The 24,690-nt window shown below is 71.8% G+C and carries 24 protein-coding genes; 16 read left to right on the top strand and 8 right to left on the bottom strand.

Annotated features, from left to right (window positions below; genetic code table 11):
* Positions 1 to 89 precede the first annotated feature (89 nt).
* Entirely contained in the window at positions 90 to 242 is a 153-nt protein-coding gene (locus ACLZOT_RS28585) for a hypothetical protein (protein WP_416971978.1), read from the bottom strand.
* A 305-nt stretch (positions 243 to 547) separates the two neighbouring features.
* On the opposite strand from ACLZOT_RS28585, the gene ACLZOT_RS28580 reads away from it, so the two are divergent.
* The 3 genes from ACLZOT_RS28580 to ACLZOT_RS28570 are packed head-to-tail and all read left to right on the top strand — an operon-like array spanning position 548 to position 7,369.
* Complete coding sequence (locus tag ACLZOT_RS28580; RefSeq protein ID WP_416971977.1) at positions 548 to 3,748, top strand: tetratricopeptide repeat protein; 3,201 nt, start codon at positions 548 to 550, stop codon at positions 3,746 to 3,748.
* Positions 3,749 to 3,763: 15 nt separating this feature from the next.
* Entirely contained in the window at positions 3,764 to 6,103 is a 2,340-nt protein-coding gene (locus tag ACLZOT_RS28575; RefSeq protein WP_416971976.1) for a hypothetical protein, read from the top strand.
* 3 nt (positions 6,104 to 6,106) lie between these two features.
* Complete coding sequence (locus ACLZOT_RS28570; protein ID WP_416971975.1) at positions 6,107 to 7,369, top strand: CHAT domain-containing protein; 1,263 nt, start codon at positions 6,107 to 6,109, stop codon at positions 7,367 to 7,369.
* A 131-nt stretch (positions 7,370 to 7,500) separates the two neighbouring features.
* Here the strand turns inward: ACLZOT_RS28570 and ACLZOT_RS28565 are convergent, their stop codons facing one another.
* Positions 7,501 to 7,812 (bottom strand): hypothetical protein, encoded by a 312-nt coding sequence (locus ACLZOT_RS28565; protein ID WP_416971974.1) that lies wholly within the window; start codon positions 7,810 to 7,812, stop codon positions 7,501 to 7,503.
* On the bottom strand, positions 7,805 to 8,686 hold the full coding sequence (gene mca / locus ACLZOT_RS28560; RefSeq protein ID WP_416971973.1) for a mycothiol conjugate amidase Mca: 882 nt from the start codon (positions 8,684 to 8,686) through the stop codon (positions 7,805 to 7,807). Before mca ends, ACLZOT_RS28565 begins: the two co-directional genes overlap by 8 nt.
* A 158-nt stretch (positions 8,687 to 8,844) precedes the next feature.
* Here mca and ACLZOT_RS28555 point away from each other — a divergent pair, with 158 nt between their 5' ends.
* Complete coding sequence (locus tag ACLZOT_RS28555) at positions 8,845 to 9,243, top strand: DUF4307 domain-containing protein (RefSeq protein WP_416971972.1); 399 nt, start codon at positions 8,845 to 8,847, stop codon at positions 9,241 to 9,243.
* A 199-nt stretch (positions 9,244 to 9,442) separates the two neighbouring features.
* Positions 9,443 to 9,943 (top strand): transcription elongation factor GreA, encoded by a 501-nt coding sequence (greA, locus tag ACLZOT_RS28550; RefSeq protein ID WP_416971971.1) that lies wholly within the window; start codon positions 9,443 to 9,445, stop codon positions 9,941 to 9,943.
* 121 nt (positions 9,944 to 10,064) lie between these two features.
* Here the strand turns inward: greA and ACLZOT_RS28545 are convergent, their stop codons facing one another.
* The 3 genes from ACLZOT_RS28545 to ilvA all read right to left on the bottom strand — a co-directional run bounded on the left by ACLZOT_RS28545 (position 10,065) and on the right by ilvA (position 13,352).
* Positions 10,065 to 10,919 carry an ABC transporter permease gene (locus ACLZOT_RS28545; protein ID WP_416971970.1) on the bottom strand — a complete coding sequence of 285 codons (855 nt, stop codon included), beginning with the start codon at positions 10,917 to 10,919 and terminating at the stop codon, positions 10,065 to 10,067.
* Entirely contained in the window at positions 10,916 to 11,914 is a 999-nt protein-coding gene (locus ACLZOT_RS28540) for an ATP-binding cassette domain-containing protein (protein WP_416971969.1), read from the bottom strand. The genes ACLZOT_RS28545 and ACLZOT_RS28540 overlap by 4 nt, the downstream gene beginning before the upstream one ends.
* Positions 11,915 to 12,122: 208 nt before the next feature.
* Positions 12,123 to 13,352 carry a threonine ammonia-lyase gene (gene ilvA, locus ACLZOT_RS28535; protein ID WP_416971968.1) on the bottom strand — a complete coding sequence of 410 codons (1,230 nt, stop codon included), beginning with the start codon at positions 13,350 to 13,352 and terminating at the stop codon, positions 12,123 to 12,125.
* A 163-nt stretch (positions 13,353 to 13,515) separates the two neighbouring features.
* On the opposite strand from ilvA, the gene ACLZOT_RS28530 reads away from it, so the two are divergent.
* The 3 genes from ACLZOT_RS28530 (at position 13,516) to ACLZOT_RS28520 (ending at position 14,824) form a co-directional block, all read left to right on the top strand.
* A complete protein-coding gene (locus ACLZOT_RS28530) occupies positions 13,516 to 14,022 on the top strand; it encodes a MarR family winged helix-turn-helix transcriptional regulator (protein ID WP_416971967.1) in 507 nt (168 codons plus the stop codon).
* A gap of 104 nt (positions 14,023 to 14,126) precedes the next feature.
* Positions 14,127 to 14,576, top strand: a complete 450-nt coding sequence (locus ACLZOT_RS28525; protein ID WP_416971966.1) for a sigma factor-like helix-turn-helix DNA-binding protein — start codon at positions 14,127 to 14,129, stop codon at positions 14,574 to 14,576.
* Entirely contained in the window at positions 14,573 to 14,824 is a 252-nt protein-coding gene (locus tag ACLZOT_RS28520; RefSeq protein WP_416971965.1) for a hypothetical protein, read from the top strand. Before ACLZOT_RS28525 ends, ACLZOT_RS28520 begins: the two co-directional genes overlap by 4 nt.
* Position 14,825: 1 nt before the next feature.
* Here the strand turns inward: ACLZOT_RS28520 and ACLZOT_RS28515 are convergent, their stop codons facing one another.
* A complete protein-coding gene (locus tag ACLZOT_RS28515) occupies positions 14,826 to 15,980 on the bottom strand; it encodes a cystathionine gamma-synthase (RefSeq protein ID WP_416971964.1) in 1,155 nt (384 codons plus the stop codon).
* A gap of 130 nt (positions 15,981 to 16,110) precedes the next feature.
* Here ACLZOT_RS28515 and ACLZOT_RS28510 point away from each other — a divergent pair, with 130 nt between their 5' ends.
* Both ACLZOT_RS28510 and msrA (ACLZOT_RS28505) read left to right on the top strand, forming a co-directional pair.
* Positions 16,111 to 17,229, top strand: a complete 1,119-nt coding sequence (locus tag ACLZOT_RS28510) for a hypothetical protein (RefSeq protein WP_416971963.1) — start codon at positions 16,111 to 16,113, stop codon at positions 17,227 to 17,229.
* 235 nt (positions 17,230 to 17,464) lie between these two features.
* Entirely contained in the window at positions 17,465 to 18,130 is a 666-nt protein-coding gene (gene msrA / locus ACLZOT_RS28505; RefSeq protein WP_416971962.1) for a peptide-methionine (S)-S-oxide reductase MsrA, read from the top strand.
* A gap of 19 nt (positions 18,131 to 18,149) precedes the next feature.
* Here msrA (ACLZOT_RS28505) and ACLZOT_RS28500 read toward each other — a convergent pair whose 3' ends face one another.
* On the bottom strand, positions 18,150 to 18,815 hold the full coding sequence (locus ACLZOT_RS28500) for a hypothetical protein (RefSeq protein ID WP_416971961.1): 666 nt from the start codon (positions 18,813 to 18,815) through the stop codon (positions 18,150 to 18,152).
* 147 nt (positions 18,816 to 18,962) lie between these two features.
* Here ACLZOT_RS28500 and msrA (ACLZOT_RS28495) point away from each other — a divergent pair, with 147 nt between their 5' ends.
* From msrA (ACLZOT_RS28495) to ACLZOT_RS28470, 6 genes are all read left to right on the top strand, one after another.
* Positions 18,963 to 19,613 (top strand): peptide-methionine (S)-S-oxide reductase MsrA, encoded by a 651-nt coding sequence (gene msrA / locus ACLZOT_RS28495; RefSeq protein WP_416971960.1) that lies wholly within the window; start codon positions 18,963 to 18,965, stop codon positions 19,611 to 19,613.
* Between the two features lie 69 nt (positions 19,614 to 19,682).
* Complete coding sequence (locus tag ACLZOT_RS28490; RefSeq protein WP_416971959.1) at positions 19,683 to 20,777, top strand: serine hydrolase domain-containing protein; 1,095 nt, start codon at positions 19,683 to 19,685, stop codon at positions 20,775 to 20,777.
* Between the two features lie 64 nt (positions 20,778 to 20,841).
* The gene (locus ACLZOT_RS28485; RefSeq protein ID WP_416971958.1) at positions 20,842 to 21,426 is read left to right on the top strand and encodes a hypothetical protein; all 585 of its coding nucleotides are present in this window, start codon (positions 20,842 to 20,844) and stop codon (positions 21,424 to 21,426) included.
* Positions 21,427 to 21,557: 131 nt separating this feature from the next.
* Complete coding sequence (locus tag ACLZOT_RS28480; protein ID WP_416971957.1) at positions 21,558 to 22,610, top strand: ABC transporter substrate-binding protein; 1,053 nt, start codon at positions 21,558 to 21,560, stop codon at positions 22,608 to 22,610.
* Positions 22,607 to 23,599, top strand: coding sequence for a FecCD family ABC transporter permease (locus tag ACLZOT_RS28475; RefSeq protein ID WP_416971956.1), 993 nt, complete (start codon positions 22,607 to 22,609; stop codon positions 23,597 to 23,599). Before ACLZOT_RS28480 ends, ACLZOT_RS28475 begins: the two co-directional genes overlap by 4 nt.
* Positions 23,596 to 24,651: a FecCD family ABC transporter permease gene (locus ACLZOT_RS28470; RefSeq protein WP_416971955.1), complete on the top strand. Its 1,056-nt coding sequence runs from the start codon at positions 23,596 to 23,598 to the stop codon at positions 24,649 to 24,651. Before ACLZOT_RS28475 ends, ACLZOT_RS28470 begins: the two co-directional genes overlap by 4 nt.
* Positions 24,652 to 24,690: the final 39 nt, after the last annotated feature.

Here is a 24,690-nt window from a genome sequence, read left to right as displayed (position 1 = left end):
GCCTGTGGGCTAAGGCATGCCCCAAGTGCCGACCTGCACGTTCCCGCCGGGGACGAGCCGCGTGGGGAGCCACCCCCGTTTCATGCCCATCACCCCGATGGCGGGGCGTCGGTGGTCACCGTGCAGTAGATGTCCCGGCCGACGGGGGCGAAGCCGGTGCGGCGCAGGTCCACCGACCCGGTGCCGATGGAGTACGCGACACGGGCCCCGATCCGGGCCCGGCGTCCACCCGCCCACCGCACGCCCATCTGGTGCCCGGGGGCCGGTGCCCTGAATCCGTGAAGGTGCCGTCGGTGGCCCAGCGGGCGAATCATCCGCGGACGGTCCGCCAGGAGCCGAACCGTTCGGGCCCCTCTCTCGACCCCGGCATGGAGACAAGACGGACACAAGTACGCCCTCGTCGCCGCGCTCGCGCTCCGCGCCCCCTCCTTGCCGACCCCCGGCAACGAGTTGTGACAGGACGGTGCCAGTTCGCCCCTTCGCATCCGGGCGCCCCCCGCCGCACACTTGACCAAGGACAGCTGTTGCCGCCGGAGGGGGACGGGACATGCGGGACAGTCATCGGGTCGAGGCCGAGCGGTTGGTGGTCCGGGCCGTCGAGGAGGAGGTACGGCGCTCGGGGGGCCGTACGGACGGGAAGGTGCTGCTCGGCAGGGCGCGCGGGGCGCTGGACGCCATGGCGCAGACCGCCGGCGCCGAGTACGAGGCGTACACACGGGCGTTGAGCGAGACCGAGGCGGCGAATGTGAGCTTCGGGAAGCGGTACGCCGAGGAGGGCGGCCGGACTCCCCTGCTGATCGCGGGAGTTGCCGCGGTGACGACGACGGTGGCCGATCTGGTGCTCGGCACCGGCACGGGCACGGCGTTCGGCGCGGGCCTCGCGGTCGGCGTCGTGGGGGCGGCGGCGACGGTCGTGAAGGTGGCCGGCACCCATCTGCCGGCCGCGCACCGCCGGGCCGGCGCGGCCGGACAGCCGGGCGGGGCCGAGCAGTTGAGACTCCAGTGGCTGACGGCGCTGGAGGTGCGGGGCATCAGGCCGTTCCTGGACCAGCAGCGGGTGCTGAGCGCGTCGACGGGCCCGAAGGCGACGGGCCCCCAGCTGAAGGGCGCCGACAAGAGCGCGGCGGCACGCGGCCGTACGCTGCTGGAGCAGTCGTACGCGCAACTCCCGGAGTCGTCCGGGGTGTTCGCGGGGCGGCGGCAGGAGCTGGCGCGGATCCGGCAGTGGGTGCAGGCGGGCCGGGCGTCCACGCGGACCCGGCCGACGGTGGTGGTCCTGCACGGTGAACCGGGCAGCGGGCGTACGGCACTCGCCGTGCGCGCGGCGCACGATCTGCGCGACCAGTTCCGGGGCGCGTGTGTCGTGGACCTGCGCGGCGGTTCGGACGAGGGCCCGCTGCCGACGCGGGACGCGCTGCTGCACCTGCTGAACCGGCTGGGGGCGCCGCGCGAGCAACTCCTGTTCCGGGAGCGGTCGTCGGCGGACCAGCAGGTGAAGCGGCTGAGCGAGCTGTACTACCAGCACCTGACGAAACTGCCGGTGACGGTCGTCCTGGACGACGCCTCCGACGTCGCGCAGGTCCGCACCCTGATCCCGGAGCGCTCGGACAGCCTGATCCTGGTGACGTCCCGCACCCCGCTCCCGCTGCCCGCCGAACTCGGCGCGTGGGTCCACGAGTTGCCGGTACGCCCGCTGGAGGCGGCCGGCGCCGAGGAACTCCTCGCGGCGGTCGCACAGGACAGCACGGGCCCGTACGACGCGGAGTCCACCGACCGGGTCCTGGACCTGTGCGGCGGGCTCCCGCTGGCGCTGCGGATCGCCGGTTCGGCGCTGGGCCCGCGTTCGCCGCGCGGGCTCGCCACGGAACTCGGCGCGTACGGCCCCGTGGAGCCCACCGACCGGGCCCTGTGGCTGCGGTACACCGACCAGCCCGAGCAGACCCGGCGGCTGCTGCGCCGGCTCGCGCTCGCCGGGCGGGCCTCGCTGGGGGCCGCCGCCGCTGCCGCGCTGCTCGCCACGGACCGGTCCGAAGCGGCCCGTCTGCTGGGCGAGTTGGCGCGGGCCGGGCTGATCGACCGGGTGCGCGGGGACCGGTTCCGGCTGCACGACACCGTGCGCGCGTTCGCCGCCGCCCGGCTGCACGACGAGGAGGAGGCCGGTGAACTCGTCGCCGCGCAGGAGCGGTTGATCGTCAGCTACTCCGAACTCGCCGACTCCGTGCTCCGGTTGGTCGACGGCAACATGTCCACCCGGTCCGACCGGTTCAGCCCGCACGGATTCACCTCCCTCGACGAGGCGTTGCGCTGGCTCGACGACGAGTCCAGCTTCATCACCGCGACGCTGCGGCACGCCGAGGGCGTCGACCAGGCCGCCGTACTGAGTCTGCTGGGCGCGCTGTGCGACTACTGCCTGCTGCGCGGCGACCTCTACCGGCTCGGTGAGATCAGCGAGTTGGCGCAGTCCATCGACCGGGGGCTGCTCGTGCGGTCCGTGCAGTGGCGTACCGGGATCGCCGCGCGGCAGCTCGGTGAGCTGGACAAGGCGCGGACGACCCTGACGTCCGTCGTCGACCTGTACCTCCAGTCGCATCACGACGCCGGGGCCGCGCGGGCGCTGTGCTCGCTCGGGATCACCCTGCACCATCAGGGCAACCTGGGGGAGGCGGCGACAAAACTGCGGGAGGCTCTCGACATCCAGCAGGCACCGGAGCTGGCGACCGACCGGGCGTGGACGATGCACGCGCTGGCCGCCGTCGAGCGGGACCGGGCGCGGTTGCCGGAGGCGCTGGCGCTGCTCACCGAGTCGCTGGTCCTGCACCGGCGGGGCGGGTCCGTGCACGGGGAGGCGTGGGCGCACTACCAGTTGGGGCAGCTGAATCTGCGGCGCGGTGAACTCGACGCGGCGGTCGGGGAGTTGAACCGGGCGCTCGAACTGTACGGGCGTACCCGTGACTCCCGGGGCGAGGCGTGGGCGTTCACCCAGCTCGCGCGGGCCCGGCTCATCGCCGGGGACGCGGCGCTCGCGGCGGAGGAGCTGCGGGCCGCGGCCGCCCGGCACCGGGAGAACGAGGACGCCCGCGGGGAGGCGTGGACCGTCTACTACCTGGGCCTCGCCCTGGAGGAGACGGGCCAACTGGACCGCTCCGTGCGCGAGTTGGAGCGCTCCCGGACCATGTTCTCCCGTATGCGCGACGTCTACGGGCTCGCCTGCGCCCGCCATCAGTCCGCCCGCGTCACCCGCGACCAGCGGGCCGCGCAGACGGGTTCCTTGCGCAACTCCGGGTTCGCCCGTCAGCTGCTCATGGACGCGCGCGCCGACTTCCAGCGGATCGGGGTCGCCCACGGCGAGGCATGGACCTGCCTCGAACTGGCCGTGGTCGACGCGGGCAACGCCCGTACGGCCCAAGCCCTTTCTCTCTGTGACGAGGCGATCTCCCTCTTCGCCTCCTACGGCGACCGCCGGGGCGAGGACTGGGCCCGCTTCCTGCGCTGCACCCTGCTCCCCTACGCCTCCCCCGGCGGCGTCGAGATCGGCACCGCCGTCGCCCAGGAGGAGCTGCTCCAACTCGGCCGCGAGCCGCACGATCTGCGTGACGAGAAGCTCGGCGACTTCGTCGACGCGTACGGCCTGGTCCTGGAACGGGGGGTGAACCTTGAGGCGGGATGGCAGGCTTGGCGGCTGCGGATGGTGCCGGGGAGGCATGCGCGGGAAGTGATGGGGGTGGTGGTGTCGGCGGGGGCGGCTTAGGCAGGAGGGGACGGGATGACGGACGAGAGGCGCGAGAGGCAGATCCAGGAGTTGCTCAGCCTCGCTCGGCCTCACCGGCTGGTTGTGGTGACCGGGGAGCCGGGCAGCGGGCGGACGTGGCTGATGCGGCGGGCCGTCGACCGCCTCGGCGCGGCCGGGGGTCCGGCGGCGATCCGGGTCGGGGACATCGGCATGGCCGAACCCGCGGAGGTGACGCTGCTGCGGCTAATGTCGCACAGCATCACGCGGGAACGCATCGACGAGGCCGAACTCCTGGGCGCTGCACCGGAGTTCCTCGACCAGGCCGTCGAACTCTGCATCCGGGCGTTGAACAGGTTCGGCCAACGGGTGATCGTGGCCGTCGACGGCGCCCGGCGTCCGTTGCTCGACTCCCTGGTTCGGGTAGCGGCCCATGCCCCGGTCCTGGTGCTGGCCGTGGCCGCCCGCGAAGAGGTGCCGCCCATCGCGTACACCGTCGAGTCGGTCTCCGCGAGCGACCTGCGCAAGTCCGTCAGACGGGCGAAGCGGCAACTGAGCCCCCGAGCCGCCAGGTTGTGCGAAGACCTGGCCGCACTGACCTCCTCCACCGGCACCCTCCTGGTGCCCGACTCCCTGTTGGGCCGCTACCACGAACCCGCGGAGGGCCGACCCGCCCGGCACCGGTTGGGGCACCATGAGCTGGTCGAGTCGACCGGGCCCGGGATACGGCTGCGCGGCGCGGTGGCCGCCGAGGTCACCCGGCGATGGTCTCCCGACCGACGTCGGGACCAGGCCGTCGACGTGCTGACGACACTGCTCCGGGACCATCTCGACAAGCCCGCGCTGGTGGAAAGGCACACGTGGACGTTCGTCCTGGCGGCCACCCGGCTCCTCTCGCTCTCGCGGAGCCGGGAGACCGAGAGCCTCGTCCGCTCCCTCGCCGGAACGCTCGAACGACGGGGCCTGGTAATCGAATTGGCCGCCCTGTGGCGCTGTGGAGGTCCGCTCCCCTTCGCCACCGCCCCACCGGACACCCGTCTCACCCACGCCTCGGAGAGCTGGGAAGCCTGTGACCTCCGCACAGCCACGCGGCTGCTCTCCACGCTCCCCGACCACCGTCACGCCGACGGCCGGCTTCTGCACACCCGCGCCGCCGTCGCCTGCGACCGGGGCGATCTACGCGGCGTGGGACCGCTGCTGCGGCGGGCGATCGAAGCCCACCAGGTCGCCGGGGACCGTACGGGCGAGGTGTGGGCGATGTTGCACTACGGACGGTGGCGGCTGCTGAGCGGGGACTTCGACGAAGCGGAGAAGGTGCTCGACGCCGCGCGGGTGGCGTTCCTGGATCTTCACGAGGCCGAGGGCGTCCGCCGGGCGGAGACGGAACAGGCCCGGCTGACAACACTCTTGGCCGCTTCTGGCCTCCTCACCACGCTGCCCGAGCAGTTGCCGCCCGGCCAGGACGCGCATACCGGCAGTTCTCCCGCGACCGCCCTGGCGAACGAACGGCTCTGGCCGGAACTCGGCTTCTGGACCTGGACGGACCCGTTGGTGTCGGCCTGGACGGAACACCACAGGGCCGTCCGGCACGAGGACGGACCGTCGTACTACTACTCCCGTCCTCAGAGCCTGGAGCAGAACGTCATCACGTTCGCCCGGCTCGGCTGCGCCCACGGCGAAGCCTGGGCCCATCTCGAACACGGCATTGGCGCCGAAGACCGCTCCTTCGCCCACGCCCGGCGCCTCTTCGCCTCCATCGGCGACGAGGCGGGGCTCGCCTGGACAGAAGTCGCCGAAGCCTTCGCCCGCCGCAAGGACCCGCCCGTAGAAGCCCTCCGTGAACTCTCCCGCCGTTACCCGCCCGCCCTTCTCGCCCGCACCGAATGGCCCTGGAAGCACGGCCGTCTCCGCATCCCCTTCGCCGCCCGCCTCCTCATCCCCGAACCCCGCTACCGGGAGACCGTCTTCCGTCTCCCCGCCACCGAGTCCCGGGTCCGCCTCACCCTCCAGGACGACGACCCCCCTACCCCAGGTCACCCCACCCGCCTCACCCTCCAGGTGGTCCCCGGCTCCCACCACCCCTGGGCCGAGGCCCCCGCTCTCCCCTGGCTCTCCGTCCGGGCCATCCCCCTCACCCCCGCCGACCTCGTCCCCGAGCACGCGGTCCCCGTCCGCCCCGGCCCTGTGGGCAACACGGACGCCGGCGCGGAGTTCCGCTTCACACCCCGCCGTCCAGGACGCCACCGCATCCGCTTCACCGTGGAGGACCACCTCACCGGCACCGTCCTGCAAGAGGTGGAGGCCGATGTCGACGTGACAGGCCCGGCCGAGAGCCCCCTCACCGGCACCACCCCCACCTCCCTCAGAAGGACCTGACCGGTGCCCAAGGAACTCCCCCTGCGCATCACCCAGGACCCCAGCCACGGCTTCACCCGGCACCCCGCCTCGACGATCCGCCACCCGGACCTGGTGCTGACCCTGGACACGTACGCGGACGACCACATCAGGGCCCGCGCGTACGGCACGGCGCTCCCCCCGTCCCCGCACGAGTACACGGCCCGCCTGGACGTCTCCCCGGCGACGATCCGAACGAGCGCGGCGCGTCTACGGGCCCTGTGGAAGCGGGAGTTGGTGGCGTACGAGCCCGTGGACCCGATGACCGGAATGCCGGCGGGCGAGCCGTACGCGACCCGCCTGGACCTCACGGACGCCCCCGAACTCGACGACATCCTGGACGAGTTGGCGGAACAGGGCGCGTACCTGCTGTGGCGGGAGCTGCTGGGCGCGGGCGGCCGGGGCGCGGACCGGCTGCGGGGCGTCGTACGGGACGCACTGGACGGGGAGAAGCCACTGCGGATCAGGGTGGACTCGGCGCTGTTCCTGCCGTGGCCGATGCTGGCCCTGCCGAAGGGCGTCGAGGAAAGCCCGCTGCACCGCTTCCTGGGATACCGGCACCAGATGGAGCAGACGGGCGGCAGATACGCGGACTTCGCGGACGAGGCGGAGTCCCAACTCCCGCCGCCCCTCCCGGTGGTGAGCCTGAACCACGACAAGAACATCGACCCGTACGGCCGCACGAGGGCGGCGGACGTGGCGACGGCCCTCGCGGAGGGCACCGTGTTCCTGGAGCGCTCCCGCCGCGACGAGCTGCTCGCGGCGCTCAAGTCGGGCCGGATGGACGACCAGTTGATGTACTTCTGGTGCCACGGCAGGTTCGAGGCGGCGCAGGACGCGGGTGCGCCGCTGCTCCTCGTGCGCCTGACGGACAGTCAGGACATCGACGCGCACACGGTGTTGGCGCGGCACACGGAGGGCCTGCTGCCGCACCGGCCGCTGGTGCTGTTCAACGCGTGCTACGCGGGCCTGCCGGGCGGGGCGGACCTCACGTATCTGGGCGGGGCGCTGATCGCGGCGGGCGCGGGCGGTGTGCTGGGCCCGCAGATCGAGATGCCGCAGGTGTTCGCGGCGGAGTACGCGTACGCGTTCGTCACCCGCTACCTGGGCGCCGCCGACACGGCCGGCGAGATCGCGCACACGCTGGCCCGGCACTTCGCGGACACGTTCCGCAGCCCGCTGGGGTTCGCGTACGCGCTGCACTGCGGGATGGACCGGCGGCTGGAGCGGATCCCGTCGGGGACCTGACACGGTGCGGCCCGGTCGTCACCACGCAGGTGTCACCCCGTGGGGGTAGTACCCGTAGTACGACCGAGCCACCGGCCTCCGGCATACGCGCCGGACACCGGGCGATGTCGAGAAGGCCCCCTGCGGCCCGATCAGCCCTTGGCGGGCTTCTCAGGACCCGAAGGCGCCGAAGGAGCCGAGGACGCCGAAGGAGCCGAAGATCCCGCAGAGGCCGAAGGCGCCGACGCCGCTGCCTCCCCGGCGCCGGAACCCCCCGGTTCCTTGAAGTCGACCCGGTTCATGTGCTTGCTCATCGACTTCATCAGCCCCCACACCGCCAAGGCCATGGCGGCGAAGACGATGAAGCCGAGGACGCCGGGGGTGACCTTGTTCTCGTCGACCTCCTTGGCGAGAAGGACGAAGTGCGTCATTGCCGGGCTCACGCTTGCGCTCATGTCAGGCATTGTCGCGGATGCCCGCAAAGAGGTCGTCCTCGGGGATGGACGTATCGACGAGGGACTTCGCGAGCTCGTACTCCTCGGTCGGCCAGACCTCCTTCTGGAGCTCCATCGGGACGCGGAACCAGCCGCCGTCGGGGTCGATCTGGGTGGCGTGCGCGATGAGCGCCTTGTCGCGGATCTCGTAGTAGTCGGCGCACGGGACATGCGTGGTCAGGACGCGTTCGACGCGCTCGAACTCGTCCCAGCGCTTGAGCCACTCCTCGTAGGGGGACTCCATGCCGCGGGCGATCATCGCGTCGTGCAGGGCCTGGGTGCGCTGCCGGTTGAAGCCCTGGTTGTAGTAGAGCTTGCTCGGCTGGTACGCCGGGCCGTACTCGGACTCGGGGTACTTCTCGGTGTCCGCCGCCGCCTCGAAGGCGATCATCGAGATCGTGTGGGTCATGATGTGGTCGGGGTGGGGGTAGCCGCCGTTCTCGTCGTAGGTGGTGATCACCTGTGGACGGAACGAACGGATCTTGCGTACGAGTTCCCCGGCCGCCTTGTCCTCGTCCTCAAGGGCGAAGCAGCCCTCGGGGAGCGGGGGCAGCGGGTCGCCCTCGGGCAGGCCGGAGTCGACGAAGCCGAGCCACTCCTGCTTGATGCCGAGGATCTCGCGGGCCTCGTCCATCTCCTTCTTGCGCACCTCGTGGATGTGCTCCTCGATGTACCGGTCACCCTGGAGCTTCGGGTTCAGGATGGAGCCGCGCTCCCCGCCGGTGCAGGTGACCACCAGGACGTCCACCCCCTCGGCCACATACTTCGCCATGGTGGCCGCGCCCTTGCTCGACTCGTCGTCGGGGTGGGCGTGGACGGCCATCAGTCGCAGCTGGTCAGTCAAGACTCATCCTCAGTCAGTCGGCACCCGGTCGTCCGGTGTGCAATCACGTCGGTCCGCCCCATGAAGAGGTCGCCGAGGGGCGGTGGTCGCCCGCGCGCGGGGGGCTTCTATAGTGACCGAATCGGGGGGCGAATTGTTCCGGGGCCCGGAGGACCATCATGAGTACGGCAAGTGCGGGTGCGCCCGAGGGGCGCTACGGCCGTACGTCCGACGCGCGGGCCGATCACCGGCTGAAGATCCTCGGCGGGGTCCTGGGCGTGCTGTTCCTCGGGCTCATCGGCTGGTTCGGCTGGCACTACGTCGGCCAGAACGAGATCAGCGGTGAGCTGATCGCCTTCCAGGTCTCCGACTCCTCCGTCGAGGTCCACCTCGAAGTGCGCAAGGACTCCGGGACCAGCGGCTACTGCACGGTGCGCTCGCAGGCCGAGAACGGCGCCGAGGTGGGCCGCGCCGACTTCCGCTTCACCGGGTCGCAGACCCGCATCGACAAGGTCGTCACGCTCCGTACGACGTCCCGGGGGACGACGGCCGAGCTGCTGGGGTGCCACCCGAGCTGAGCGCGGGGCCTTCCACGGTCACGCGTTCGATCCTTCCCGCCTGCGGAGTAGCTCTGACCTGCGGTGACGGTTTTCCGGTGTCTTATGTCCTCCCCCTTCCGCCGTCGAATTGTTAGGCTCGTGGTTTCGCCCATCCCTGAAGGAACATGCTTTGGGGTAGGGCGATGCTTTGTATTCCCAGTACCGACGAGGAGCACCTGTGACCCAGACCAGCGAGAACGTCACCTGGCTGACCCAGGAGGCGTACAACAAGCTCAAGGACGAGCTTGCGCACCTTACTGGTCCCGCGCGCTCGGAGATCACCGCGAAGATCGCGGCGGCGCGCGAGGAAGGTGACCTGCGCGAGAACGGCGGGTACCACGCGGCCAAGGAGGAGCAGGGCAAGCAGGAGCTTCGCGTGCGCCAGCTCACGCAGTTGCTGGAGAGCGCCAAGGTCGGCGAGGCCCCGCAGTCCGCGGACGGCGCGGTCGCCCCCGGCATGGTCGTCACCATCGCCTTCGACGGGGACGAGGACGACACCCTCACGTTCCTGCTGGCCTCCCGTGAATACGCGAGCACGGAGATCGAGACGTACTCGCCGCAGTCGCCCCTGGGCTCCGGCGTCATCGGCCACAAGGTCGGCGAGGACGCGGAGTACGAGCTGCCCAACGGCAGGAAGGCGATGGTCCGCATCCTGAAGGCGGCCCCGTACAACGGCTGAGCCGCCACGCGCCCTCGGCAGACCCCCGCCCCGTCCGGTGGCGGGGGTTTCGTCGTGTGCGGGGCCGTCGGCGGCAGCGGCAGGGCTCCGGGGGCGGTCAGGCGCAGCCAGCTGGATCAGATCATGCCGTCGCCGAGCGGTACTTGCGGACCGCGAGGGTGCGGAAGACGACGATGATCAGCAGGGAGTAGAGGACCGAGGCCCAGACGGGGTGCTGCATGGGCCAGGCGTCGGAGCGGGAGAGGCCGGGGTCGCCGAAGAGCTGGCGGCAGGCTTGGACGGTCGCGCTGAAGGGGTTCCATTCGGCGATGTGCCGCAGCCAGGGGGTCATCTGGCCGGAGTCGACGAAGGCGTTGGAGATGAAGGTGACGGGGAAGAGCCAGATGAGGCCGCCGGAGGTGGCCGCCTCGGGGGTGCGCACCGAGAGGCCGATGAGCGCGCCGATCCAGGTGAAGGCGTAGCCGAGGAGGAGCAGGAGGCCGAAGCCGCCGAGGATCTTGCCGAGGTTGGTGGGCTGGTCGGTGCCCAGGCGCCAGCCGACGAGGAGGGCGACGACGGCGAGGACGACGAGGGTGAACGCCGTCTGGACGAGGTCGGCGAGGGTCCGCCCGGTGAGGACGGCGCCGCGCGCCATGGGCAGGGAGCGGAAGCGGTCGATGAGGCCCTTGTGCATGTCGTCGGCGATGCCGGCGCCCGCTCCGGCGGTGGCGAAGGTGACGGTCTGGGCGAAGATGCCGGCCATCAGGAAGTTCTTGTAGATGTCGGGGTCGGTGCTGTCGCCGATCTTCATGGAGCCGCCGAAGACGTAGGCGAAGAGCACGACGAACATGACGGGCTGGATGACCCCGAAAAGCACCATTTCGGGAATTCTGGACATGCGGATCAGGTTCCGCTTGGCGACGACCATGGAGTCCCGGAAGGACTGGACGGCGGGGTGCGGCGGGGCGGGGACGACGCGGGGTTGGGTGGTGGTCATGCCGTGGCCCTGCCCTTCTTCTCGGCCTTGCCCTCGTCCTCGTTCTCGTCCTTCTCCTCGGCGATGTGTCCTGTCAGGGACAGGAAGACGTCGTCGAGAGTGGGCCGGCGCAGTCCGATGTCGTCGATCTCGATGCCGCGCAGGTCGAGTTCGCGGATGATCTCGGCGAGGAGTTTGGCGCCGCCGGTGACGGGGACGGTGAGCCGGCGGGTGTGCTCCTCGACGGTGACGGAGCCCTTGCCGGAGGCGGTGAGGAGGTCGACGGCGGTCGGGATGCGGGCGCGGTCGTGGACGACGACCTCGACGCGCTCGCCGCCCGTGCGCGCCTTGAGCTGGTCGGACGTACCGCGTGCGATGACGCGGCCGTGGTCGACGACGGCGATGTCGTGGGCGAGCTGGTCGGCCTCTTCCAGGTACTGCGTGGTGAGCAGGAGGGTGGTGCCGCCGGAGACGAGGTTCTTGATGACCTCCCACAGGAGCAGGCGGTTGCGGGGGTCGAGGCCGGTCGTGGGTTCGTCCATGAACATGACCGGCGGGGAGACGACGAGGGCGGCAGCGAGGTCGAGGCGCCTGCGCATGCCGCCGGAATAGGTCTTGGCGGTGCGGTCGGCGGCGTCCGCGAGGTCGAAGCGGTCGAGGAGTTCGGCGGCGCGGGCCTTCGCCTGCCTCGGGCCCATCTGGTAGAGGCGCCCGACCATGACGAGGTTCTCGCGGCCGGTGAGGTATTCGTCGACCGCGGCGAACTGGCCGGACAGGCCGATGGAGCGGCGTACGTCGTTGGGCTGTTTGAGGACGTCGAGCCCGGCGACGATCGCCCGGCCGCGGTCGGGGCGCAGCAGGGTGGTCAGGCAGCGTACGGCGGTGGTCTTGCCCGCGCCGTTGGGGCCGAGGAGGCCCAGGACCGTGCCTTCCGGGACGTCGAGGTCGACGCCGTCGAGGGCTTTGACGTCACCGAAGGTCTTGACGAGTCCTTCGGCGTAGATGGCACCCGGCATTGGGCTCTCCACGTCTTCGGGGTCTTCGGGGGCTTCGGGGATTCTTCGGATCTCGTGAAACGGGTCGTGCGAGAAGCGTAAGTTCGTGGCATCCGGATCGCCCGACAGAACGTTCGAGCGACGCACGACACACCATAACGCGATGTATCGCGTCGCTCAATGCACTTCACCCGTCCGGGTCAACGCCCTTTCCATGACCTGCGGATTCCTAGTCGATGACGGTGTAGCCGGCGGCCCGCAGCGCCTGCCCGACCTCACCGCAGTGGGCCGGACCCTTGGTCTCCAGGTGGAGTTCGACCTCCGCCTCGGCGAGCCCCAGCCGCGGATCGGTGCGGACATGGCTGACGTCGAGGACGTTCGCGTCGGCCCCCGACAGCACCCCCAGCAGCGTCGCGAGGGCACCCGGACGGTCCGTGAGCCGCAGCCGTACGGCGAGGTAGCGGCCCTGCGCGGCCATTCCGTGCCGCAGGACGCGTTGCATCAGCACCGGGTCGACGTTCCCGCCCGACAGCACCGCCACGACCGGCCCCGCGAACGCGCCGGGCTCGCTCAGCAGCGCGGCGACCGGGCTCGCGCCCGCCGGTTCGACGACCAGCTTGGCCCGCTCCAGACACAGCAGCAGGGCCGCCGACAGCGCGTCCTCCGAGACCGTCCGCACCTCGTCGACCAGGTCCCGGACGAGAGTGAACGGCACGTCCCCGGGACGCCCGACCCTGATGCCGTCGGCCATCGTCAGCGGGGAGCGCACCGACACGGGCCGCCCGGCCGCGAGCGACGGCGGGTACGCGGCGGCGCCGGCCGCCTGGACGCCGACGATCCGCACGTCCGGGCGCAGCGCCTTCACGGCGACGGCGATGCCCGCCGCGAGCCCGCCCCCGCCGATGCCGACGACGATCGTCCGCACCTCCGGGCACTGCTCCAGGATCTCCAGGCCGACCGTGCCCTGACCTGCGATGACGTCGGGGTGGTCGAAGGGGTGGATGAACACCGCGCCCGTCTCGGCGGCGTACTCCTGGGCCGCGGCGAGCGTCTCGTCGACCACCTGGCCGTGCAGGCGGACCTCCGCGCCGTACTCCCGGGTCGCGCTGATCTTGGGCAGGGGGGCGCCCTGCGGCATGAACACCGTCGCGTGCACGCCGAGCAGCGCCGAGGCCAGCGCGACGCCCTGCGCGTGGTTGCCGGCGCTCGCGGCGACCACCCCGGCCGCGCGCTCCTCGGGGAGGAGACCGGCGATCCGCACGTACGCGCCGCGCAGCTTGAACGAGCCCGTGCGCTGGAGGTTCTCGCACTTGAGGTGCACCGGGGAGCCGACGAGCTGGGTGAGGTGCCGGCTGCCCTCCATGGCCGTCGTACGGGCCACCCCCGAGAGCATCTTCTGGGCGCCCCGGACGTCGTCGAGAGTGACGGGCCGCAAGGAGTCGGCCGTGCGGTGGTTCATGGCTCCAGCATCGCAGTTCACAGGCGGGAACGAGTCGCCCGACCGAGGCGTGGAACGGGTTTGCGCAGCGCCGGTACGACGGCCCGTCCGGCCGCGTACCCTGTCCCCCAACCCAGCACCCCCATGATGGAGCGAGCCCCCGGCCATGCCCACAACACCTGAAATGTCGATGGACATGACGACCGTCGGCGACACCGGTCTCCTCGACGCCCTCCAGCACGAGGTGGCCCTCTTCGCGCGCCGCGCCGAACAGACCCGGCTCGGGGGTGTCGGACAGGTCCGCAACTCCATGGACCGCGCCGCCTACCTGCTGCTGAACCGCCTCGACAAAGAGGGCCCGATGGGCGTGAAGGCGCTCGCCGCGAGTATGGGCATCGACTCCTCGACGGTCACCCGGCAGGTCGCGCCCCTCGTCGACACCGGTCTGGTCAAGCGCACCTCGCACCCCGAGGACGGCCGCGCGGTCGTCCTCCAGCTCTCCCCCCGCGGCAAGTCCCGCCTGGAGGAGGTCCGTTCCTCGCGCCGCCAGCTGATGGCCGAGCTGACCCAGGACTGGCAGCCCGAGGAGCGCGAGGCGTTCTGCTCCCTGCTCACCCGCTTCAACACCGCCCTGTCCGCGCGGATGTCGTCCCAGGGCCTGCCCGGGGCGGAGCCCGCACAGGAGTCCTGAGGGTTCCTCCGCCGCCAGAGGCTTCACCGGGCACGGGGGTTGACCGGTGAGGGGTCGCCGGTCTCAGATGAGGGCGGTCGGCGTGTCGGCGGGGGAGGTGCGGGGTGCGGGAGTTCGAGGCGTTCGTCGCGGGCGCCGGCGGACGGCTGCTGTGGGCGGCCACGCTCATCACCGGTGAGGTCGCGGACGACAACCCGCGCGCGCGACGCCTGCTGGCGGTCGCCCTCGCGCGCACGTACGCCTCCTGGGACCGCGTCCAGGGCGGCGATCCGTACGACTACGCGCGCGGACAGCTGGCCACCCGCTTCGCGCACTCCGCATGGCGCCACCACACCACCCACCCCGGCTCCCCGCTGGCCCGGCTCAGCCCCCAGGAGCGTCTGGTCCTGGTCCTGCGCCACCACGAGGGTGTCGCCGAGGAACAGATCGCCGCCCTCCTCGGGCTCTCCCCTCAGCGCGCCCGCGCGATCTGCCACCGCGCCATGACGGCCCTCCTGCACCCGCCCCGGGGTCCCGCGCCCGCGCTGGGCGGGGCGAAGGCGGTGCCGTCATGAGCGGCCGGTCCAACCGTGAGGCGATCGTGCGGCGGACGATGGAGGGGCCGGTGCTGGTGGTGCCGGCGGACGTCCTCAAGGAGGCCGTGCGGCGGGGCGGACGGCTGCTGTGGTGGCGTCGGCTGGCCCGCCGGGTGATGTGGACGCTGCTGGTCGTGGGGGCCGTCGCGTTCGCCGTGTGGGCCTGCGTGGCCCAGCCCTGGGTGGAGCCGCCGTCCGAGACGACCCCACCCGTGGTCGGCTGGTAGGTCAGCCGAGCGCCTGCTTCAGGTCCTCCAGGAGGTCCTCGACGTTCTCGATGCCCACGGAGAGGCGGACCAGGTCGGCCGGGACCTCCAGCGGGGAACCGGCGGCCGACGCGTGCGTCATCCGGCCCGGGTGCTCGATCAGGGACTCGACGCCGCCCAGGGACTCGCCCAGGGTGAACACCTTCGCGCGGTTGCAGACCTCGACGGCCGCCTCCTCGCCGCCGGTGACCCGGAAGGAGACCATCCCGCCGAAGGACCGCATCTGCTTCGCCGCGACCTCGTGCCCGGGGTGGTCCGGCAGCCCCGGGTAGAGGACGTTCGTCACGCGCGCGTGCCGGGTCAGCATGTCGGCGATCCGCGTCGCGTTCTCGCTGTGCCGGTCCATGCGCACGGACAGCGTCTTCGTCCCGCGCAGCACCAGCCACGAGTCGAAGGGCCCGGCGACCGCGCCCATCGCGTTCTGGTGGTACGCCAGTTCCTCGCCGAGCGCCTCGTCCGCGGTGATCAGGGCGCCGCCGACGACGTCGGAGTGGCCGCCCATGTACTTCGTCAGCGAGTGCACGACGACGTCCGCGCCGAGCGCCAGGGGCTGCTGGAGGTAGGGCGTCGCGAAGGTGTTGTCGACGACCAGGCGCGCGCCCGCGTCGTGCGCGATCTGCGCGACGGCCGCGATGTCGGTGATGCCGAGCAGCGGGTTGGAGGGGGTCTCCACCCACACGGCCTTGGTGTCCGGGGTGATCGCCGCGCGTACAGCGGCCGGGTCGCTGGTGTCGGCCACCGACCACGCCACGCCCCAGCGGGCGACGACCTTCGCGAACAGCCGGAACGTGCCGCCGTAGGCGTCGTTCGGGATGACCACGTGGTCGCCCGGGCTCAGCAGCGTGCGCAGCAGGCAGTCCTCGGCCGCCAGCCCCGACGCGAACGCGAGGCCCCGGCGGCCGCCCTCCAGCGCCGCGAGGTTCTCCTCCAGGGCCGTGCGGGTCGGGTTGGCACTGCGGCTGTACTCGTAGCCGCCCCGCAGGCCGCCGACGCCGTCCTGCTTGTACGTCGAGACCTGGTAGATCGGCGGGACGACCGCACCGGTGAGGGGATCCGCCGTGTTGCCCGCGTGGATGGCGAGCGTCTCGAAGTGCTGACTGATGTGGCTGTCGCTCATGGGTTCCGAGGGTAGTGCGCTCGGGGCCGTGGTGCGGTACGGGCTCGGGTGAGCTGGGATTTCGCGAAGTTATCCACAGGCTGAGGGCTGGGGTTGGCCATTTGTCGGTGGGGTCTGGTTCGCTTGTGGCATGGAGATTCTCTTGGTCCTGATCGCGGCGCTGCTACTGAGCTTCGCGCTGCTGCCGTTCCTGCGGCGCCGGCGAGGCGGGATCGAGCTGGTCTCGCCGGGGCATCCGGACGCGGCGGACCCTGCGGACTACGGCTTCGTGCGGGAAGAGGAGCTGGACATCCGGATGCCGGGCCCCGACCGGGACCTGGTCGATGTGCTGGACGTCGTGCAGCGCTCGCAGGAGTACCGGGCGGCGCAGCAGCTGCTGGCGGGGACGGAGAAGGACGGCGAGGTCCGCTGGCAGCGGGTGCAGGCGTTCGCGGGGGCGGCGGCGCTGGAGCTGCAGCAGCGGCCGGGCGGGGTCACCGACAGCCCCGGCGGGCAGTGGCTGCGCGTGTGGCGGGCCGAGCAGCCGAAGGACGCGGGCGGGGCGGCGGTGCACGCCGAGTTCCTGGTGCAGCAGGCGTGGCGGACGTCCGCGCCGGGGACCGACGACTTCCGGATCATCATGGAGGAGGCGAAGGCGGCGTGCGGACAGGCGGCGCTGCTGTCGCCGGGTGACCCGGTCCCGTACATCGTCGAGCTGTCCATCGCGCGCGGGCTGGACTACTCCCGCGAGGAGTTCGAGCAGCTCTGGCTGAAGATCCTCGACCGCGCCCCCAACCACATGGGCGCGCATCTCGCGGCCCTGCACTACTGGTGCGAGAAGTGGCACGGCTCGCGTGACCTCGCCCAGTCCTTCACGGAGGCCGCCGCCGCCCGCGCGCCCCAGGGTTCGCTGCTCGCCGCGATGCCCCTGTTCTCGGTCTTCGAGCACCTCCCCGAGGTCAACCTCGTGCGGGGCTTCTACCAGAGCGAGGTCGTCACCAAGGCGATCCACGGCGCGCTGCACGCGGTGCACTCCGCGCGGCAGGGCGACCCGATGCTCGCGCACGTCCGCCATCTGCTGGTGTTCTTCCTGGTCCGCGGCGAGCGCTGGGCCGAGGCGATGAACCAGCTCGTGCATGTCGACGGGCATGTGGGGGCGCTGCCGTGGACGTTGTCGGAGGATCCGGCGGGGGAGTTCGCGGTGTACCGGGCGCTGGCGGTGGCGGGGTACGAGGCGAACGGGGGGAGCCCGGCGACGCTGCGTGCGTGAGGGGTGACGGGGGTGGCTGCGGAGGCGTACGTGGCGTAACTCCACGGACGTACGGATCCCGCGTCGGCGTATCCGTCCGCCCCCGGGGCATACGTCTCGCAGCGGACCCCGGCCGGTGCCCCACCCCAGCCCTCCCCGCCCCGTCCTCGCGCGGAATGCGCGCGGCGTCCCGGACGTTGTACCGGGCGCCGCCACCCGCGACGGCGGACCCGCCCCAGATCGACAGGGAGACGCGATGCTCTTCGGCCGTACGCCTCAACTGCCCACCCCGGAACAGGCGCTCCCCGGCCGGCCCGCGCCCGTGTACCAGGTTCCGGAGCGGCACACCGTGCTGGACACGCCCCTCCAGGGCCCCTACCCCGAGGGGTACGAGGTCGCCGACTTCGCGCTGGGCTGCTTCTGGGGTGCCGAGCGGAAGTTCTGGCAGCTTCCGGCGGGCGTGTGGACGACCCTCGTCGGCTACCAGGGCGGCCACACCGAGAACCCGACCTACGAAGAGGTCTGCTCCGGCATGACCGGCCACACGGAGGTCGTCCGCGTCGTTTTCGACCCCGCGCTCATCTCGTACGACACCCTCCTCCGCACCTTCTGGGAGTCCCACAACCCGACCCAGGGCTTCCGCCAGGGCAACGACGTCGGCACCCAGTACCGCTCGGCGATCTACACCCACTCTCCCGCCCAGGCCACGGCGGCGGAATCCTCCCGCGTCTCCTACCAGAAGGTCCTCACCGACGCCGGCCACCCCGACATCACCACCGAGATCCTCCCCGCCGACACCCTCCCCTTCTACCCGGCCGAGGCGTACCACCAGCAGTACCTCGACAAGAACCCGGCGGGGTACTGCGGCATCGGGGGTACGGGGGTGTCGTGCCCGATCGGGGTGGCGAAGGCGGACGGCTGAGCGCCACGGCCCCGTCGCATCACGCGGCGGGGCCCACCTGTACGGCGAGATAGCGGAACTCCCCTCCCGGGCCGCCGAGTTGGGCGTACGGCTGCCAGGCGAGGTCATAAGTGCCGAGCAGTTCGCAGGTGTTGTCCTTGTAGGTGCCCTCGGCCCACAGCAACGTGCCGGTGAGTGTGCGCCCTTGGTGGAGACGGAAGTCCTCGTCGCGGGTCGGCCTGCGGCCGGGCGGACGGGGGTTCCACAGTGACGGCTCGTTGGTCACCATGACGGCGAGACCGTTCTGCTCCCGCCCCGCGCAGAAGCGCTCCAGCCGGGCGATGTCCCGGACGAAGTACAGGCGGGCGAGGTCCGTCGCGGCGTGGTCCTTCAGGGCGTAGTCCTCAGGGGGTACCCCGACGGTACCCGCCCAGCCGCGGGTGAAGTACTTGAACTCGATCGCGGTACGGGCCCGGCCGACGCACAGCAGATCCAGGTACTCCCTCTTCCCGGCCTCCCCCCGCTGCGGTACCTCCAGCCTGGCCCCCACGTCCGGCGCCAGCTCCCACAACGTCCGGGCGAACCCGTGCTGGAGATCGGCCTCGGAGTGGAAGACGGGCCTGCCGCGGCCCAGGCGGGTCATCACCTCGTCGAGTGCGATACGGCCGGCCACGGTCGCAGCGGCGGGCATCGGTGCCGTCGTCATCCGGCCATTGAAGTGGTTGCCCGGCGGGATGTTCAATCCTCCGGGCGGCGACGGCCGAAAGGTGGTGGTTCGCGGCCGGTCGGGCTCTGGGCAGGGGAAGGGTTCGTGTCCAGAATGGGTGGGTCGGGTTCGGTGGAAGGGGTTGGCGTGGTGTTCGGGCGTGGGCGGGAGTTGCGGATGCCGGCTCGGGAGGAGGCGCCGGTGGGGAGGGGGGCGTTGGCGTACGAAGTGCCGGAGAGGCATGCGGTGTTGGGGACTTCGTTGGCGGGGCCGTATCCGGAGGGGTGTCGGGTCGCGGAGTTCGCGTTGGGGTGTTTCTGGGGTGGGGAGCGGCGGTACTGGCAGATGACCGCGGGGGTGTGGACGACGGTCGTCGGATTCCAGGGCGGGTTCACGCCGTTTCCCGTCGACGACGAGGTGCGGACGGGGCTGACCGGGCACGCCGAGACCGTGCGGGTCGTGTACGACCCCGAACGGGTGCCGTACGACGCGCTGTTGCGGGTCTTCTGGGAAGGGCACGATCCCACGCAGGGTTTCCGGCAGGGCAACGACGTGGGCACGCACGTCCGTTCACTGATCTTCACCCGTACGTCCGACGAGGCGGAGGCCGCCGAGTCGTCACGGGACGCCTATCAGAAGGCTCTCACGGAGGCGGGGTACGGGGAGATCACGACCGAGATCCTGGCGGCGGAGGAGTACCCGTTCTATCCGGCGAGCTCGCTGCACCAGCAGTATCTGGCGCACAACCCGGGCGGGTACTGCGGGCTGGGGGGTACGGGGGTGTCGTACCGGGCGTAGTACCTGAGAGGGACCCCGGTCCCGAAATTCGCTTGCCCTCGCCCCGCCCCGGCCCCGCTAATGCAGTGCATGGCCGACATCCAGGGCACCTACGACGACCTGTTCCCCGCCGTCCCCAACCTCCTCGCCCGGCTCCTTGACGAGGGTGACGCGGGCGGCTCGGTCGCCGTGTTCGTGGGCGGCGAGCCGGTGGTGGACGTGTGGGGAGGGTACGCGGACGCCGCGCGCACCGTCCCCTGGCAGCGGGACACGATCACGAACGTGTGGTCGGTGACGAAGACGATGACCGCGTTGACGGCGTTGACGCTGACAGAGCGGGAGTTGCTGGATCCGGATGCCGAAGTCGCCCGGTACTGGCCGGAGTTCGGTGCGAAGGACGTCCTCGTGCGGCATGTCCTCTCGCACACCGCCGGGCTCCCCGACTGGCCGGGCACGGTGGAGGAGCTGTACGACTGGGACGCCGCCACCGCACGCCTCGCGGGCCTCACCCCGCAGTGGGAGCCGGGGACGGAGGCGGGGTATCACTCGCTGACCCAGGGGTACCTGGTGGGCGAGCTGGTCCGGAGGATCACCGGGGTCCCTCTCGGGGACTACTTCGCGACGGAGATCGCGGGCCCTCTCGGCGCGGACTTCCACATCGGGCTGGCCGCCGAGCACGACCACCGGGTCGCCGCGAGCGTCCCTCCCGAGGGTGAGACGGAGGAGTACGCCGCGAGCGCGCCGGGGAGCGGCAGCGGCAACACGGACGCGGCGGAGACCGCCCCCGACACCTCGACCCCGCCCGCCCCCACCCCCGTACGTGTCCGCCACGGCAACTCCCTCTCCTGGCGCCGCTCCCAGATCCCCGCGGCGAGTGGCTTCGGGAACGCCCGCTCCGTCGCTCTCGTCCAGTCGCGCCGCCTCACCGGCCCCGTCCTGGACCTAGCGCGCCGGACCCAGTTCACCGGCGAGGACAGGTTGCTCGGCATGCCGGTCCAGTACGGCCTGGGGTACGGCCTCTTCGGCAACACCCTCGGCTGGGGCGGCTGGGGAGGTTCGCTGGTCCTCGTCGATCCGGACGCGGGTATGACGGTCGCGTACGTGACGAACCAGATGCGCCGGCCGGGCGACGACAACAGGGGGCTGGAGATGGTGACGGCGGCGTACGAGGGCCTGGGCCACTGAATCACCACACCTCCACCTCCGTGCACCCAAACCACCGCCCGCTCCCCTGAGTTACCGTCCCTCCATGTCCCCCTCGACCAGTGCCCTCGTCGTCGCCGTCGTCGGTGTCGCCGGCACCCTCCTGTCCGGTGTCCTCGCCCACCGCGGCGCGCTGCGCTCCACGTCGATGGAGCTGGAGCACGCGCGGCTGGAGCGGGAGGCGGAGCGGGCGGCGACGGAGCGGCGGGAGAACGTGGAGGCGCGCAGGGCGTCGTACGTGCAACTCAACCGGGCGATCAGGGAGTTGCACCTGCTGCTGTGGCAGCACCGGGAGGGGCTGGCGGCCGGGACGGACGACGCGTCCGCCCAGACCGCCGAACGCGCGGACGCCCGGCGGGAGTTGAGGGAGGCGTACGCGACGGCCCAACTGGTCGTCACGGACGAGGTGTTGCAGGCGGCGGGCCGCATCGTGCACCAACTCAACCGCGTCCACACCCAGTTGGAGCGGCACGAGCAGCAGTCTCCCGGTACGCGGGAGCCGCTGGACGCCCTCCTCGAACGGCTGCAGAAGGCGTCCGAGGGTCTCTACGAGGTCCGCCAGCACATGCGCCGCGACCTCGGCATCACGAACCTTCCGGTCGAGCGCCCCGAGGACCACGGGGCCGCCTGACCAGGCCCCTGACCAGGCCCCTTGCCGGACCCCCGCAGGGGCCCGCCACAAAAAGAGAGGTTAAGGTAAGCCTTGCCTTAGCAAGACCCCCTTGCCTGGGCAAGCCCCTTATGCCCCCTCGGAGTACCCCCGTGCGCACGTCCAAGCCGACAGCAGTCCTGACCGCCGCCCTGATCGGAGGCATCGTCCTGGCCGGCTGCTCGACCGGCACGGACGGCAAGGCGAGCGACCCGAAGACCCCCGGCGGCGTCAACAAGGTCGCCGGCGCCTCCGAGGGCCCCGCCGCCGCGCCGAGCGCGCTGGCCGCCGGCATGGGCTCGGACGTCGCCGAGGACGGCGGCTTCCCGAGGACGGTCAAGCACTACTCGGGGGGTACGACGATCAAGGCCCAGCCGAAGAGGATCGCCGTCCTCAGCACCGGCCAGCTCGACGACCTCCTCACCCTCGGTGTCGTACCGACCGCCTCGACGCGCGCTACGAACGCGGGACTAGTACCTGACTACCTGAGCGCTACGTTCCCGCAGTACAAGGCGGAGCTGGCCGAGATGGCCGACGCGGGTACCCGGCAGGCCCCGAACCTGGAGTCCCTCGCGACGGCGAAGCCGGACCTGATCCTCGTCAACAAGTCCCTCGCCGACCTGTACCCGAAGCTGTCGAAGATCGCGCCGACCGTCGTCACCGCAGGTCAGGGCATCAACTGGAAGCGCGACCTCATACTTGTGGGGGACGCGGTCGGCAAGGGCCAGGCGGCGCGGACCCTGCTGAACGGCATCGTCGCGGACGCCAAAGCCAAGGGGTCCGGCGTCAAGGGCGACCCCACGGTCTCCATGGTCCGCTTCACCCCCGACCGCACCCGCATGTTCGGCGTCTCCTCCTTCACCGGCTCGCTCGCCGTCGACATGGGCCTCAGCCGTCCCGCGTCGCAGCGGTTCAAGGCGATCTCGCAGGACATCAGCAGCGAGAAGATCGACACGGCGGACGGCGACTGGATCTTCTACTCGGTGCAGGGCGACGCGGCGAAGACGGACGCGGCGAGCACGGTCGCGGGCCCGCTGTGGAAGGGCATGAAGGGCGTCACGGCAGGTCACGCGGTGCAGGTCGACGACGACCCCTGGTACCTGAACGCCGGCCCCACGGCCGCCCGCCTGGTCGTCGGCGAACTCGCGGAGCAGCTGGCCAAGTGACCCGGCGCCTGATCGTCTGGCCGGCGGCCACCCTCGTGGTGGCCGCCGCCGTCGTGCTCAGCCTCGCCGTGGGTACCAGAGCCGTACCCCCGGCGGCGGTCCTGGACGCGCTGCTGCGGCGCGGCGACTCCCCTGACGCCCTGGTGGTCCGGTCCCTGCGCCTGCCCCGCACCGAGATCGGGCTCACGGCCGGTGCGGCGCTGGGCCTCGCGGGGGCGTCCCTCCAGGCGGTCACCCGCAATCCGCTGGCCGACCCGGGCATCCTCGGTCTCAGCCAGGGCGCGGCGGCCGGTGTCGTCGTCGCGATCGCGTTCGGCTGGGCGGACGGTTTCAGCGGGTACGTGTGGTTCGCGTTCGCGGGTGCCGTCGTCGCCGCGTGTCTCGTGTACGCGGTCGCCTCGCGCGGCAGGGGTGGCGCGTCGCCGGTCAAACTCGCCCTCGCGGGAACGGCGTTGGCGGCGATGACGGCGGGCGGGACGACCGTCGTCCTCACCTCGTCGTCCGCGACGCTCGACCAGTTCCGGTTCTGGCAGGTCGGCGCGCTCAGCGGGCGGGACGCCGGCAGCGTCGTACGGATGCTGCCGTTCCTGCTGGTGGGGGCGGTGCTGGTGATGGTGTGCGCGCCGGGTCTTGACGCGCTGGCGCTGGGGGACGAGACGGCTCGGGGGCTGGGGCACCGGGTCCAACTCGTGCGGGGCGCCGCGGCGTTGGGGGCGACGCTGCTGACCGCGTCCGCCGTCGCCGCCGCGGGGCCGATCGTGTTCGTGGGGCTGGTGGTGCCGCATGTCGCGCGGCGGCTGGTGCGCGGGGGCGGGCATCGGACGCTGCTGCCGCTGTCGGCGCTGGTGGGTGCGGCGCTGCTGGTCCTCGCGGACGTGGCGGGGCGGGTGGTGCGGGCGCCCGCCGAGGTGCCGGCCGGGGTGATGACGGCGCTGGTGGGAGTGCCGGTGCTGGTGATGCTGGTGCGGCGGAAGAAGGCGGTGGCATGAGGCTCTCCGGTACTCCCACCAACGGCGTACACCCTGGCTCCCTGGTACTACGACCCACCCCTCGCCTCTCCCTCCTCGTCCACCGCCGTTCCCTCGCCGTCGCCGTCGTCCTCCTCACCCTGCTCGGGGCCGCGATGCTCGCCTCCGCCTGTCTGGGTCAGACTCTGGTACCCCCGGGTGAGGTGTGGGCCGCCCTCAGGGGGACGCCTGGCCCGTACGACCTGGTGGTGATGGAGCTACGGGTCCCCCGGATCGTCGTGGGCGCCCTCGTGGGGCTCGCGCTCGGGGTTTCGGGGGCGCTGGTGCAGACGGTGACCCGCAACCCGCTCGCCAGTCCCGACGTGATCGGCGTCGGGCACGGGGCGGCCGCCGCGACCGTGGGCGCGCTGGCGACCGGCGTCGTCCCGTCGCCGTCCGCGATGCCCGTCGTATCCGTGCTGGGCGGTCTCGCGGCGGCGGCTCTCGTGTACGCCCTGGCCTGGCGGAACGGGTTGCAGCCGAACCGGTTCGTGCTGACCGGCGTCGGGATCGGGGTCGCCCTGTCCGCCGTGGTCCAGCTGTACCTGGCGGACAGTGAGCTGGATGCCGCCGAGCAGCTCAAGCTGTGGCTGACGGGGAGCCTCAACGGGCGGGGCTGGGAGCAGGCGCGGCCCCTGGCCGCCGTACTCGTGCTGGCGCTTCCGGCGCTGGTGTGGGCGAGCCGGGCGGTGCGCCCGCTGGGGCTGGACGCGGATACCGCTGCGGGGCTAGGGGTACGGGTGGACCGGATGCGGCTGGGGTTGACGGTCCTGGGGGTAGTACTCGCCGCCGCCGCGACCGGTGCCGCCGGGCCGATCGGCTTCGTAGCTCTCACGTCTCCCCAGCTGGCGCGGCGGCTCACCCGTACCCCGCATCTGCCGCTCGTCGCGTCGGGGCTGACCGGGGCGGTCGTCCTGGTGACGGCGGATCTGGTGGCGCGGGTACTGGTACCTCCGCTGGAGATACCGGTGGGGGCGCTCACCGCGCTGGTAGGGGGGCCGTACCTGCTGTGGCTGCTGGGGAGACGGAACTGACGCACCCCCCTGCACGTTCTTCACGCAGGGGGGTGCGTC

This window comes from Streptomyces sp. 4F14 (genome assembly GCF_048159485.1).
In the GTDB taxonomy this organism is placed as follows: Bacteria; Actinomycetota; Actinomycetes; order Streptomycetales; family Streptomycetaceae; genus Streptomyces.
This window is presented reverse-complemented; position numbering and strand designations above follow the sequence as displayed.